This is a genomic window from Berryella intestinalis (assembly GCF_000814825.1).
GTDB classification, from domain to species: Bacteria; Actinomycetota; Coriobacteriia; order Coriobacteriales; family Eggerthellaceae; genus Berryella; species Berryella intestinalis.
In genome coordinates this window covers 1872519-1885991 of record NZ_CP009302.1, presented here as the reverse complement: position 1 = coordinate 1885991, position 13473 = coordinate 1872519, and the positions used below count along the sequence as shown (strand labels likewise).

Here is a 13473-nt window from a genome sequence, read left to right as displayed (position 1 = left end):
GGGAGCGCATGGGGCTGTTCGCTCCCGATCGGTATTTTTCCCGCGTGTCCCGCATCGACGTAGACCGCGACCTTCTGGGCCGCGGTCTACGTTTCGTTTTGCTGGACATCGACAACACCATCCGCCGGCGGGACAACCACGAGGTCCCGCTCGATGTGCGCGTGTGGCTCGACCGGGTGCGCGAGCGGGGCGCCGCGGTGTGCCTGCTTTCCAACAACTGCCATGCGAATGTGTACGATCTTGCCGACGAGCTGGGGCTTCCGATCGTGGCCAAAGCGATGAAGCCGCTGCCTTTCGGATACATGCGCGCGACGCGGATGTGCGGCGCCTCGGTGGGCGAGACGGTTATGGTGGGAGACCAGATCTGCACCGACGTGGTGGGAGCGAAGCTGGTGGGCATGAAGTCGTACCTGATAGCGCCTTTGGTCGAGCAGGACCTTCCCCATATGGCGGCGCTGCGCCACATCGAGCGCAGGGTGGTGGGCGACCGCATTCCCGAGGGTGCGCCCACGTCGGTTTCCTCTCAAGCGAAGGAGTAGGGCATGGCATCTGGATTCGACAAGGCCGGTATCGTCGAGCGCCTGTACGTGGTGGGACATCCGGTTTCCCATTCGAAGTCTCCCGCCATGCACAACGCAGCGTATCGGGAGTTGGGCCTTCCCTGGGAATACGGCCTGATGGACATCGAGGATGCGGACGAGGCGCTGCGCTTCATGCATGGTGCGGGCTTCCTCGCCCTGAACGTGACGACGCCCTTCAAGCCCCTCGCCCTGCAGGCGGCGGCGCGCAGCACGCTGGCGGCGCAGCTGTCGGGCGGTGCGAACCTGCTGGTGCGCACGGATGACGGGCTGGTCGCCGACAACGTCGATGGCGCGGGCTGCGTGGCTTACCTCGAACGCCGCGGCATAAGCTTTTCCGGCGTGCGCGTCGCGGTGTGCGGAACGGGTCCGACGGCGCTGGCGATCGTGCATGCCGTCCTCGCGGCGGGGGCTTCCCGCGTATCTTTGGCAGGGCGGGACGCACGGCGTACGGCCGATGCCCGCGACCGCTACCTCGATGCGCTCGGACGGCTCGATTCCTCCGAGGCGGCCGCCCCGCTTGCGGGTGGAAAGGCCGATGGGGCGGATCTTGCCGACGCGCCGGCGCGCCTGAGGGCGTTCGACTACGCCTCTGCCGCAGACGACCTCGCGGCGGCCGACCTCGTCGTCGACGCGACCTCGCTCGGCATGCATGCGCAGGACCCGGCCCCGTTTGACACGGCGCTGCTGTCTCCGGGGCAGACCGTGTTCGACGTCGTGTACGGCCATGGCGAAACCGCGCTTGTCAGGGCGGCCCGCCAAGCGGGCTGCCGGGCGTTTGACGGCGAGGGGATGCTGGTGGCCCAGGCGGAGTGCGGTTTGCGCGGCATCGCGGCGGCATCCGGCCGGGCGGTGGATTTCGGGGAGCTCGATCTGTTCGGCACCATGGCGCAAGCTGCAGGGTTTGTCGCGCTCGCCTCTGCGTAGCCTGGTGCGGGCGACCATGCGTTACAATCGGTCGGAATGGATCGTGAAACGAGGAAGCCCATGCGTTATCTGACGGCAGGCGAGAGCCACGGCCCCGAATTGACTGCCATCGTCGAGGGGGTTCCCGCGGGACTCAAGATATCCGAGAAGCACATCAACGCCGACCTCAAGCGGCGTCAGAGCGGTTATGGGCGCGGTGCGCGCCAGTCTATCGAGGCCGACGCCGCGCGCGTCACCTCGGGCGTGCGGTTCGGCAAAACGCTGGGATCTCCCGTCACCCTGGTGATCGAGAACAGGGACTGGGCGAACTGGTCGGAGCGGATGGCGGCGTTCGAGTCGGCCCCCCGCACCCTGAAACGCGAGGTCACGCCGCGTCCGGGTCACGCCGATCTGGTGGGGGCGGTCAAAATAGGGACGGAGGACTGCCGCGACGTGCTGGAGCGCGCGAGCGCCCGATCCACCGCCTCGCTGGTCGCCGCCGCGTCCATCGCGCGCGAGTTCCTGGCCGACGTGGGGGTGGAGGTGTTCTCGTACGTCAGCTCCATCGGGGACGCGCGCCTGGGCGAGGACGACCCGCTGCTCAGCGCGCCCGACTACAAGCCGCTCGATATCGAGATGTCCGAGGTGCGCTGCCCCGACGCGGAGGCGACCCGGGCCATGAAGCGCGCGATAGACGATGCGGCCGCGGCGGGCGAGAGCCTGGGCGGCACGTTTCGCGTGGTGGCGTTGGGCCTCGTCCCGGGTCTGGGCGGGTACTCCCAGCCAGAAAGCCGGCTGACCTCCCAGATAGGCGCGGCTCTGTTCGGCATCCCGGCCATCAAAGGCGTCGAGTTCGGGCTGGGGTTCGGTGCGGCGGAACTCGTCGGGTCCCGGGTGCACGACGCCATCGAGCTCGACCGCGGCCGCGGGTTCACGCGGTCCAGCAACCGCGCGGGCGGCCTCGAGGGCGGCATGACCACGGGCCTTCCCCTTATCGTGACCTGCGCCATGAAGCCCATCCCCACGCTGGGGCATGCGCTTGGAACCATCGATCTGGATACGCTGGAGCCGACGGAGGCTTCGCGCGAGCGAAGCGACGTGTGCGCGGTGCCGGCTGCGGCGGTGGTCGCCGAGGCCCAGGTGGCGTTCGTGTTGGCCAACGCGTACCTCGATAAGTTCGGGCGCGACGACATGCGCGACATCCGCTCCGCCATCAAATCGTACCGCCAGCGCATCAGGACGATGTCCAGATGACGGGGTCGAAGGGCGAGCGCCCCGTGCATGACTTCCGCAAGAAGCGCCCCTGCGAGAAGAAGCCCGACGAGGGGACCTGGGTGCTGCGGAAGCCCGTGTTCTTCGTGGGCTTCATGGGCGCCGGCAAGACCTCGGTCGTGCGCCGCCTCGCCCGCATCGCGGGCTCGGCTTCGGTGGACATGGATCGCTACATCGAGCGCCGCTGCGAGCGGAAGATCGCGGAGATCTTCGCCGAAGAGGGCGAGGCGGGCTTCCGGAAGGTCGAAACGGAGGTGCTGCGCGAGCTTGCCGCGGCGGGACCCCAGTTCATCTCATGCGGCGGCGGGGTCGTCGTCACGCCCGAGAACCGCGAGATCCTGAAGCGCTCCGGGTTCGTGGTGCATCTTCAGATCACCGCGCACGACGCGGCGAAGCGCATCAGGAACTTCGAGCGGCGCCCGCTGTTCGGCGACCTGGACAATGCCGAGCGGATCTGCGAGGAGCGCGGCCCTCTGTACGAAGAGGTGGCGGATTACACCGTGAGAACCGCCGACAGGAGCACGGGCTCGGTGGCCTACGAGCTGCGGTCCGTTTTGAGGAGGAAGGGAGTGCTGTGGCTACGAAAGTCCTCGTAGAGCTGCCCGGAGGTGTCGAGTACGCGGTCCGGGTGGGATCGGGGCTGATCGAGGGCCTGGGTGCGTCGATGGCGGCGGTCCCCGCCCTCGCGCCGCGCCGCCGCGTCCTCGTCGTCAGCGACGACAACGTGGCGCCGCTCTACCTTTCCCAAGCGAAGGCCTCGCTGAAAGCTGTCGGCTACCAGGTGGCCGACGTCGTGGTCCCGGCCGGCGAAGCGAGCAAGACCCTCGACGTCGCCCACGAGATCTGGGACGCGATGGCCTCGCTGAATCTCGACCGCACCTGCGTCGTGGTGGCGCTGGGCGGCGGCGTCGTGGGGGATCTGGCAGGGTTCGTCGCGTCGTCGTACATGCGCGGCGTTGCGCTGGTGCAGGTTCCCACCACGCTTCTGGCCATGGTCGACTCGTCGGTGGGAGGCAAGACCGCCGTGAACCTCTCGGCGGGAAAGAACCTGGTAGGCAGCTTCTGGCAGCCGTCCTACGTGTGCGCCGACCAAGGGTCGCTCGAAAGCCTCGACGACCGGGAGTGGGCATGCGGTTTGGCCGAGATCGCGAAGTCGGCGCTGGTCGGGTCGGACGATTTCTTCTTCTGGCTTCTGGAGCACGCGGGCGACCTGGCGGCCCGCGATTACGACGCGGCGGCCGAGGCGGTGGCCCGCTCGGTGGTGTTCAAAGCCGACGTGGTGGCCCGCGACGTGATGGAGACAAACGGCGTGCGCGCGTGCCTGAATTACGGGCACACGCTGGGCCATGCGCTGGAAAGCGCGCTGGGCTACGGCACGGTTTCCCACGGTAGCGCCGTCGCCGAGGGCATGAGGTTCGCCGCTTTTTTGGCCGAGCGCCGCGGGATGGCATCGGGCGATTTCGCGTCGGCTCAAAACGAGCTGCTCGATGCGCTGGGCCTGCCCCGGATGGGCGAGCTGCCCCCGATCGAGTCGCTGGTCGAGGCCATGGCGCACGATAAGAAGGCCCGGCAGGGCGAGGCGAGGTTCGTGCTTCTGTCGGATGTGGCGCTCTGGGAGCTCGTCGCCGTCGGCGACGACGAGCTGTCCTCGGCTCTGCATGCGTATGCGGAAAGGTAGGCCGCTTATGGGCCATCGGATGAGGATACTGGTCTTGAACGGGCCGAACATGAATATGCTGGGCGAGCGCGAACCCGAGGTGTACGGGTCCCAGACGCTCGGCGAGCTGGAGCGCGCCGTTGCCGACCACGCCGCGTCGAAGGGCGTCGAGGTCGAGTGCTTCCAGTCGAACAGCGAGTCTGAGCTTATCGAGTGCATACAGGAGGCCCGCGGTTCGTTCGACGGGATCGTGTACAACCCGGCCGCCCACACGCACTATTCCATCGCGCTGCGCGACGCGGTGGCCGCGTCGGGGATCGCGACGGTGGAGGTGCATCTTTCCGACATCGCGCAGCGCGAGGGCTTTCGCGCGCACTCGGTGATCGCCCCGGTATGCGTCGCCCAGATCAAGGGGCGCGGCGTGCGCGGGTACCTCGACGCCGTCGATCTGCTGTCGCAGCGCGCCGATCGGCAGGCGGGTTGCGGTGATGGCGCAGGTTGCCCTCCCGCGACCTGCGAGGATGCGCCTTCTGCGCAGGCGCCGCTCGGTCGCGCTCTCGCGCCGCGCGACGTTGCGGCTGCGGACCCCTTCGAGCGGCAGGCGCTGGAGGTGCGCAACCTGCCCGACGCCGGAGAGTCGGCTGCACGCAGGCTGCGCCTGGTCGGCGATTTCCTGCAGGAGCAGGGGCTCGACGCGTTCTGCGCCCTGGGCACGTCCGATATCGCGTGGGCGACGGCGTTCGAAGACGTGTTCGACGACGAGCGCGCCCATGCGCTTCTGATCACGCAAGACGGGGCGCTGCTTCACACCGACTCGCGGTATTCCCACGCGGCCCGGCAGGCAGCCGACGCCGCCGGATGGCTGGTGGCCGTAAGCGACGAGCGCGTCTCCCATGCCCGTGCGGTGATCGGTGCGGCCTGCGATCGGCTCGGGGGCCGTTCCCTGGCGCTTGGTTTCGAAGACGACGTGCTGCTGAAGGAGTGGCGCGCGTTGGTCGCGGCGGCCGAAGGGGCGCCGTGCGGCGTTTCCTTGCAGGAGACGTCGGGGGCCTTGATCGGCCTGCGCGCGGTGAAGGACGCTGGCGAGATCGCGCGCCTGCGCGCGGCCCAGGCGGTGACCGATGCGGCGTTCGCCCACATCGTTCGCTTCATGAAGCCGGGCATGACCGAGCGGGAGGTTCAGATCGAGCTCGAGGACTACATGATGCGCCACGGCGCGCGCGGGTTGGCGTTCAGCTCGATCGTGGCGACCGGGGCAAACGGCGCAAGCCCCCATGCCATTCCGGGCGACACGCGCCTGGAGGCCGGCCAGTGCGTGGTCATGGACTTCGGGGCCCGCGCGTACGGGTACTGCTCCGACATGACGCGTACGGTGTTCATCGGCGAACCCTCGGCGCGCCTGGCCGAGGCCTACGAGGTCCTGCGCCGTGCGAACGAGACGGTCGAGGCGGCCCTCATGCCGGGCATGACCGGTCGGGAGGCTCACGAGATGGCAGAAGAGGTCCTGGCCAGCGGTGGGTTCGGCGGACTTATGGGCCACGGTCTGGGCCACGGCGTGGGCATCGACATCCACGAGCAGCCCACCCTCTCCCCCCGAAACGACCGCCCGCTGCCCGCCGGTTGCGTGGTCACGGTCGAACCCGGCATCTACGTTCCGGGGGAGTTCGGCATGCGCTTGGAGGACTGCGGGGTGCTCACCGATGAAGGTTATAAGATATTCGGCACTTCACCTCATGAAATGGTTATAATCTAACGGTTGAAAATACAGAAGCGCCGCTTATGCGACCTCGCTCGTCCCTTTCGGGCCCGTCGAGGCGCCGCGATCGCGCGAAGCGGGATACGGAGAGGATTTTCCCCATGGCCATTTCCACGGCAGATTTCAAGAACGGGATGTGCATCGTCAACAACGGCAAGATGTGTACCATCGTCGAGTTCCAGCACGTGAAGCCCGGAAAGGGCGGTGCGTTCGTGCGCACCAAGCTGCGCGACATCAAGACGGGCCGCGTGGTCGACTACACCTTCAACGCCGGAACCAAGTTCGACTCGGTCCGTCTCGAGCAGCGCACCATGCAGTACCTGTACAACGACGGCGCCGACTTCAACTTCATGGACACCAGCTCTTACGAGCAGATGGCCATCCCCGAGGCCACGGTGGGCGACGCTGCCAAGTGGCTGAAAGAAAACGACGAGGTCACGCTCCACTACGCTGGCGAGGAGCTGATCAACGTCGAGCCCCAGATGTTCGTCGAGCTCGAGGTCACCGAGACCGACCCCGGCTTCAAGGGCGATACCGTCCAGGGCGGCACCAAGCCCGCGACGCTTCAGACGGGCGCCACCATCCAGGTTCCCATGTACATCGAGGTGGGCGACGTTTTGCAGGTCGACACCCGCGACGGCCGCTTCATCAAGCGCGTCTAGCCGGCTTCCCGCCAAGGTGCGGGTCCCGACGTTGGGAAACATACGAAAACGAGAGAGCCGTTCGCAGGTCGCGGGCGGCTTTTTCATCCTGCGGCGCGATCGTTGCCGCGCATCTGCCGCCCGTCTGCCGTCTCGGTGAAATATACCTGTCCGAAACCATTTGCGCGGCGGGGTCTTCTATACTGTGAAGACTACCCTGTTTCGCGAACTGATAAGGAGGCGTGCATGTCGAAGCTCCACATCATGGACACTACGATCCGCGATGGCCAGCAGAGCTTGTGGGCTACCCGCATGCATATCGGCGATATGCTTCCCATCCTGCCGAAGATGGACAAGGTGGGGTACTGGGCTATCGAGGCGTGGGGCGGCGCGACGTTCGACACCTGCCTGCGGTTCTTGGACGAAAATCCCTGGGAGCGCCTGCGCTCCATCAAGGCGAACGCGCCCAACACGCCGCTCGCCATGCTTTCCCGCGGTCAGAACCTGGTTGGTTACAAGCATTACTCGAAGGACATCGTCAACCACTTCATCGAAGCGGCGAAGCGAAACGGCGTCCACGTGTTCCGCGTGTTCGACGCCTTGAACGACATCCGCAACGTGGTGGACAACGCCGAGGCCATCAAGGCATGCGGCGGGCATTTCGAGGGAGCCATCTCCTACACCGTCTCGCCGGTCCACACGCTGGATAGCTACATCGAGTACGCCCAGCAGCTCAAGGAGCTGGGCGCCGACACCATCGCCATCAAGGACATGGCCGGCCTGCTCACCCCGTATCGCACCGAGCGCATCGTGAAGGCGTTCAACGCCGAGATCGGCCTGCCTGTTCACGTGCACTGCCACTACGTCGGCGGCATGGCCCCGGCGAACATCCTGAAAGCCGCCGAGGCGGGCGCCGCCATCGCCGATACGGCCCACGCCCCGCTGGCGTTCGGCAACTCGCATCCCGCCGTCGAGATGGTGACGGCCGCGTTGCAGGAAAGCGCGTACGATACCGGGCTCGACCTCGAGCTTTTGTTCGAGATCTCGAATTACTGGGAGGAAGTGCGCAAGCGCGGCCACTTCAACCGCGGCGTGTCCTCGCTCACCCATATGCAGGTGTACTCGCATCAGGTTCCCGGCGGCATGATGTCCAACCTCATGGCCCAGCTGGCCGTCCAGAACGCCGAGGACCGCCTGCCCGAGGTTATGGCCGAGATCCCCAAGGTGCGCGCCGAAGTGGGCTACCCCCCGCTGGTCACGCCCCTGTCGCAGATCGTGGGCACGCAGGCCGTGTTCAACGTGCTGACGGGCCGTCGTTGGGGCGTCGTGTCGCGCGAGATGAAGGACTATCTGTGCGGCTACTACGGCAAGGCTCCCGGTCGCGTCGATAAGGAGATCCTGAAGAAGGTCGTGGGCGACTCCGACGTGCTCGATGCGAATGTCGCGCCCGGATCGCTGGTCACCACTACGTTCGACGAGGTTGCCGAGGAGATCGGCGATCTCGCTCAGAGCGAAGAGGACGTGTTGATGTACGCCCTGTTCCCGAACGAGGCGCGTACGTATCTGAGCAAGCACCGCACGCAAGAGAAGGTCGAGTTCCTCATGGCAGAGGAATCGAGCGCTACCAAGGAGGGCGATTACGTGGATATCAATCAGATCCGAGAGCTGGTTCGCATCGCTGAAGAAAGCGGCGTGGGCGAGATCCTGGTTGAAGAGGAAGGCGTCCGCGTCGCCGTGCGCATGCCCGGCGCCGTAGCGGCTGCTCCGGCCGCCGCCGCACCTGTCGCGGCCGCTCCCGCCGTCCCTGCTGCCGCGGCTCCGGCCGCCGCCCCCGTTTCCGACGAGGCTGCCCGACCCGCTTCATGGAAACCGGTCGAGGCCCCGATGGTGGGCACCTTCTATGCGGCGCCCGCCCCGGGCGAGCCGGCCTTCGTCCAGGTGGGCGACGAGGTTGCGGCCGGCCAGACGCTTTGCATCGTCGAGGCGATGAAGCTGATGAACGAGATCGCCGCCGACGAGGTGGGCACGGTGCGCGAGATCTGCGTCGAGGACGGGTCCCCGGTCGAGTTCGGCACGGTGCTGTTCTACGTCGAGCCCCTCGGCAAGCCCGCTCCTGCTCCGGAGACGGCATAATGTTCAAGAAGATTCTCGTTGCGAACCGTGGGGAGGTGGCGCTGCGCGTCATGCGTGCCGCCCGCGAGTTGGGCGTGAAGACGGTCGCGGTGTACTCAACGGAAGACGCCGACACCTATCCGGTGCGCTACGCCGACGAGGCGGTATGCATCGGCCCTGCCCAAGCAGCTAAAAGCTACCTGGTCATGTCGAACATCATCGCAGCCGCGAACACCACCGGCGCCGAGGCCATCCATCCCGGTTACGGGTTTTTGGCCGAGAACGCCGAGTTCGCCCGCGCCTGCGCCGACAACGACCTGGTGTTCATCGGCCCCTCGGCCGAGTGCATCGAGCGCATGGGCGACAAGAGCTCGGCGCGCGAAACCATGAAGGCGTGCGGCGTTCCCACCGTGCCCGGATCCGACGGCTGCATCGACACCGTCGAGGAGGCGCGCCGGTTCGCCGATTCCGTCGGCTATCCCGTGCTCATCAAGGCCACTGCGGGCGGAGGCGGGAAGGGCATGCGCGAGGTTCACGACCCCGCCGATCTCGAGGCCCAGTACCGCGCGGCGCGCACGGAGGCCGGGGCGGCCTTCGGAAACGATGGCGTGTACCTCGAGAAGCTGGTGCTGCGCCCCCGCCACGTCGAGGTCCAGGTGCTCGCCGACGATTTCGGCAACAACATCTCGCTGTGCGAGCGCGACTGCTCGGTCCAGAGGCGCCACCAAAAGCTCATCGAGGAAGCCCCCTCTCCTGCGCTCAGCGACGATCTGCGCCATGCCATGAGCGTCGCGGCGGCCAAGGCGGTGCGCGCTGTGGACTACCGCAACGCGGGCACCATCGAGTTCCTCCTGTCTTCCGACAACCAGTTCTACTTCATGGAGATGAACACGCGCGTGCAGGTAGAGCATCCGGTGTCCGAGCAGATCACCGGCGTCGACATCATCAAAGAACAGCTGCGCATCGCTGCCGGCGAGCCCATGAGCTGCGCTTCCCGTGCTCCGTTCTCGCCGTTCGGCCATGCGATGGAGTTCCGCATCAACGCGGAGGACCCCGATTGCGGGTTCAGGCCCAGCCCGGGTGCCATCACGCGCTTCGAGCCCCCTTCGGGTCCGGGCGTGCGCGTGGAAAGCTACATCAAAAGCGGCTCGAAGATCTCTCCGTACTACGATTCGCTGGTCGCCAAGCTCATCGTGTTCGGCCAGGATCGCGAAGAGGTGCTCGCTCGCGGGCGCCGCGCATTGGACGAGTTCGTCATCGAGGGCATCAAGACGACCATTCCCTTCCATCGCGCCGTCCTCGAAAACGAGGTGTTCTGCGCCGGAGAGGCCGCGACGGACTTCATCGAAACCCAGATGGGAGATTTGCTATGAGCGACTTGCATGTTGAGGGCATGGACGTTGCGTCCAATGTCGTCGAGACCATCGTCTCGATCGCCGCGACCAGCGTCGAGGGCGTTGCGAGCGTCGGGACGGCCACGGCCAGCGGAATCCGCTCGCTGTTCAGTGCCAAGCCCAATACGCAGGGCATCGCCATCGATGTCGAAGACGACGAGAAGCTGCGCATCTCGGTGCGCATCGTCGCGCGGTACGGGTACGCGCTTCCCGATGTGGCCGCCGAAGTGCGCTCGGCTATCGTCGATGCGGTTTCCACCCAGGTGGGGGCTTCGGTGGGCAGCGTCGACGTGTTCGTCGACGGCATTCAGTTCGACAAGTAGAGCGTGGGGGATACCTTCTTAATGGCTGCAAAAGGCAAAATGCACGAGCGCACGCTGGCGCGTGAATCCGCGCTTGCGCTGCTGTATTCAAGCGACATCACCGAGTCGGACGTCGCCAAGATCGTCGACGAGGGAGCGTACCCCGCCGACGACCTCGACCTGCCCGTATATGCCGAGGCGCTGGTGCGCGGCGTTGCCGCCCATCGCGACGAGATCGACGGGTACCTGTCCACCACCTCGGAAAACTGGGCGCTCGGACGCATGCCCGTGGTCGACCGCGGGATTCTGCGCCTCGCCACGTACGAGATGGTGTTCGTCGAGGACGTTCCGGTGTCGGTGACCATCAACGAGGCGGTCGAGCTCGCGAAGCGCTACGGCGGAGAAGACGACTCGTCGCGCTTCGTGAACGGGATCCTGGGCCGTATCGCGCGCAGGCTCGAAAAGGGAGCCGAAGCGGTTGCCGATGCGGGCCGCACTGACGGCGATGTTGAAGCCTCCGGGTCTTCGGCGGAGTCGGCGGACGATCCCGCCGGGGATTCCGCCTGCTCCGACGCGTCCCCGTTGGACGGCACCCCTGAGACCGCGATCGCCGAGTAGCCTATGGCATCGCAGGATCCGAATACGTTCAACGAGGTGAGGGACCGCCTGAACGAGATCGTCGAGGCGGTTTCCGACGACGGGCTTTCTCTGGACGACGCGCTTGCGCTGTACGAGGAGGCCGTCGCCTTGGGGCTTCGCGCGAGCGATCTTCTGGAATCCGACTTGGATACGACCGAGGAGAAGGCCGCCGTTTCAAGCGAGTTGGCCCGCGAGCGGGAAGGCCGGGAGGACGAGCTTCCCGTCGGTTCGGATGGTTCCGACGGCCGAAGCGAAGACGAGCGACGGGATGGCGCACAACCTGCCGAGGTCGGGCAGGTCGCCGATTCCCAGTAGATAAGAGGTCGATCATGAAAGACCGTATTCTCGATTGCATCGGCTCACCGGCCGATCTCAAGGTTCTGGACGATTCCGAACTCGAGATACTTGCGGACGAGATCCGTCGCGAGATCGTCGCCTCGGCGTCCAAAACGGGAGGGCACGTGGCGTCCTCGCTCGGTGCCGTCGAGATCATCTTGGCCGTTCATTCCCTTATCAACAGCCCGACCGACCGGTTCGTGTTCGACGTGGGTCATCAGGCCTACGCCCACAAGCTGATCACCGGCCGCCTCGATCGGTTCGACACGCTGCGCACGTTCGGCGGCGTGTCGGGATTCACGCGCCCGGCCGAAAGCGAGCATGACGTCCATGCGTCGGGGCACGCCTCCGATTCCCTTTCCATTGCGCTGGGGTTGGCCAAAGCGCGCGAAATCAAGGGCACCGACGAGAAGATCGTCGCCCTCATCGGGGATGCCGGGCTGGCCGGCGGCATGGCGTTCGAGGCGCTGAACACCATAGGCCAGATGCAGCTTCCCATGGTCATCATCCTGAACGACAACGAGATGTCCATCTCGAAGAACGTGGGCGCCCTGGTCAAGCACCTGGGAGCGCTTCGTTCCAGCGAGGCGTACCGCGATGTGCGCGATTCGGTCCAGTACCGGTTCGAAAGCGCGGGCAAGCTGGCCAGCTCGCTCGTCGGGTTCGGCCGTAACATGAAAGACTCGCTGAAGCAGTTCGTCTTGCCCCAGGAGACGATGATGTACGAGCAGCTGGGCATCTTGTGCACGCCCCCCGTTGACGGGCACAACATCTCGGAGCTGCGCGACATCCTGGCAACCGCCCTGGAGGCCGACGGGCCGGTTCTGATGCACGTGGTTACCCGCAAGGGGGCCGGCTACGCTCCCGCCGAGGCCGATCCGGTGCGCTTCCACGGCATCGCGGCCTTCGACATCGCAACGGGAGCCGACGCCAAGAAGCCCGCAACCGCCCCCTCGTATACCAGCGTGTTCGGAAAGGCCCTGCTCGAAGAGGGGTGTCGGGACAAGCGCGTGGTCGCCATCACGGCGGCGATGCGCGGCGGTACGGGGGTCGAGCCCTTCTTCAGGGAGTTCCCCGAAAGGTCGATCGATGTGGGTATCGCCGAGGAAAACGCCGTCGGTATGGCGGCGGGGCTTTCGCGCGGCGGGTTGAAGCCGGTGGTCGCCATCTACTCGACGTTTCTGCAGCGCGCCATCGACCAGCTGATCATCGACAATGCGCTGATCGAAACCGATGTTGTGTTCGCGATCGACAGGGCGGGCCTCGTGGGGGCCGACGGCGCCACGCATCACGGCGTGTTCGATCTGGTGTATACCCGCATGGTGCCCAACATGCGCATCATCGCCCCGTCCGACGAGGCCGAGTTGGCGGATGCCTTGCATACCGCCCTGCACCTGGGCGGGCCGGTGGCGGTGCGCTACCCGCGCGGTAACGCGCAGGGGGTCGACGTGCCCGACGAGCCGCGCATCCTGCCGTTCGGCAAGGGGGGTATCCGCCGCGAGGGGGATGATGTCGCGCTGCTCGCCTGGGGCGATATGGTGCAGACGGCGTTGGAATCGGCCGATATCCTGGCCGATCGCGGCGTCCAGGCGCGCGTGGTCGATATGCGTTGGGCCAAGCCCATCGATATCGATGCTGTGGCGCACGCAGCCGAAACCAAGCTGGTGGTCACGCTGGAGGACGGGGCTATCGCCGGAGGTGTGGGCGAAGAGGTGCTCCATGTGCTGTCCCAGCAGGGATCGACCACGCCCACGCTGCTCTTGGGCATCGAGGACCGGTTCGTCCCGCACGGATCGCCGGCCGATCTGTTCCGCAGCATCGGGCTGGATGCCGCATCGGTTGCCGAGCGCGTGCTCGAGCGCCTTTAGGGGTGCGGTAAG

The 13473-nt window shown here is 66.3% G+C and carries 13 protein-coding genes; all 13 read left to right on the top strand.

All coding sequences use genetic code 11. The annotated features are described in order from the left end of the window. The first annotated feature begins 8 nt into the window (after nt 1-8). The 13 genes from JI75_RS08280 to dxs all read left to right on the top strand — a co-directional run bounded on the left by JI75_RS08280 (nt 9) and on the right by dxs (nt 13461). Nucleotides 9-539, top strand: a complete 531-nt coding sequence (locus tag JI75_RS08280) for a YqeG family HAD IIIA-type phosphatase (protein ID WP_039690117.1) — start codon at nt 9-11, stop codon at nt 537-539. A gap of 3 nt (nt 540-542) precedes the next feature. After that, nucleotides 543-1505 carry a shikimate dehydrogenase family protein gene (locus JI75_RS08275; RefSeq protein ID WP_039690116.1) on the top strand — a complete coding sequence of 321 codons (963 nt, stop codon included), beginning with the start codon at nt 543-545 and terminating at the stop codon, nt 1503-1505. A gap of 60 nt (nt 1506-1565) precedes the next feature. Then, nucleotides 1566-2738, top strand: a complete 1173-nt coding sequence (aroC, locus tag JI75_RS08270; protein ID WP_039690115.1) for a chorismate synthase — start codon at nt 1566-1568, stop codon at nt 2736-2738. Beyond that, nucleotides 2735-3352, top strand: a complete 618-nt coding sequence (locus JI75_RS09345; RefSeq protein WP_240993170.1) for a shikimate kinase — start codon at nt 2735-2737, stop codon at nt 3350-3352. Before aroC ends, JI75_RS09345 begins: the two co-directional genes overlap by 4 nt. After that, entirely contained in the window at nt 3331-4434 is a 1104-nt protein-coding gene (gene aroB, locus JI75_RS08260; RefSeq protein WP_039690114.1) for a 3-dehydroquinate synthase, read from the top strand. Before JI75_RS09345 ends, aroB begins: the two co-directional genes overlap by 22 nt. A 7-nt stretch (nt 4435-4441) precedes the next feature. Next, on the top strand, nt 4442-6166 hold the full coding sequence (gene aroQ, locus JI75_RS09340; RefSeq protein WP_158407639.1) for a type II 3-dehydroquinate dehydratase: 1725 nt from the start codon (nt 4442-4444) through the stop codon (nt 6164-6166). 104 nt (nt 6167-6270) lie between these two features. Beyond that, nucleotides 6271-6831 (top strand): elongation factor P, encoded by a 561-nt coding sequence (gene efp / locus JI75_RS08250; protein WP_039690113.1) that lies wholly within the window; start codon nt 6271-6273, stop codon nt 6829-6831. A gap of 225 nt (nt 6832-7056) precedes the next feature. Next, complete coding sequence (accB, locus tag JI75_RS08245; protein ID WP_039690112.1) at nt 7057-8943, top strand: acetyl-CoA carboxylase biotin carboxyl carrier protein; 1887 nt, start codon at nt 7057-7059, stop codon at nt 8941-8943. Beyond that, entirely contained in the window at nt 8943-10295 is a 1353-nt protein-coding gene (gene accC / locus JI75_RS08240; RefSeq protein WP_039690111.1) for an acetyl-CoA carboxylase biotin carboxylase subunit, read from the top strand. The genes accB and accC overlap by 1 nt, the downstream gene beginning before the upstream one ends. Continuing rightward, nucleotides 10292-10639 carry an Asp23/Gls24 family envelope stress response protein gene (locus tag JI75_RS08235; protein ID WP_039690110.1) on the top strand — a complete coding sequence of 116 codons (348 nt, stop codon included), beginning with the start codon at nt 10292-10294 and terminating at the stop codon, nt 10637-10639. The genes accC and JI75_RS08235 overlap by 4 nt, the downstream gene beginning before the upstream one ends. 21 nt (nt 10640-10660) lie before the next feature. Beyond that, on the top strand, nt 10661-11236 hold the full coding sequence (nusB, locus tag JI75_RS08230) for a transcription antitermination factor NusB (protein ID WP_039690109.1): 576 nt from the start codon (nt 10661-10663) through the stop codon (nt 11234-11236). Nucleotides 11237-11239: 3 nt separating this feature from the next. Beyond that, nucleotides 11240-11572: an exodeoxyribonuclease VII small subunit gene (locus JI75_RS08225; protein WP_082019837.1), complete on the top strand. Its 333-nt coding sequence runs from the start codon at nt 11240-11242 to the stop codon at nt 11570-11572. Nucleotides 11573-11586: 14 nt separating this feature from the next. Then, the gene (gene dxs, locus JI75_RS08220; protein ID WP_039690108.1) at nt 11587-13461 is read left to right on the top strand and encodes a 1-deoxy-D-xylulose-5-phosphate synthase; all 1875 of its coding nucleotides are present in this window, start codon (nt 11587-11589) and stop codon (nt 13459-13461) included. The last annotated feature ends 12 nt before the right edge of the window (nt 13462-13473 follow it).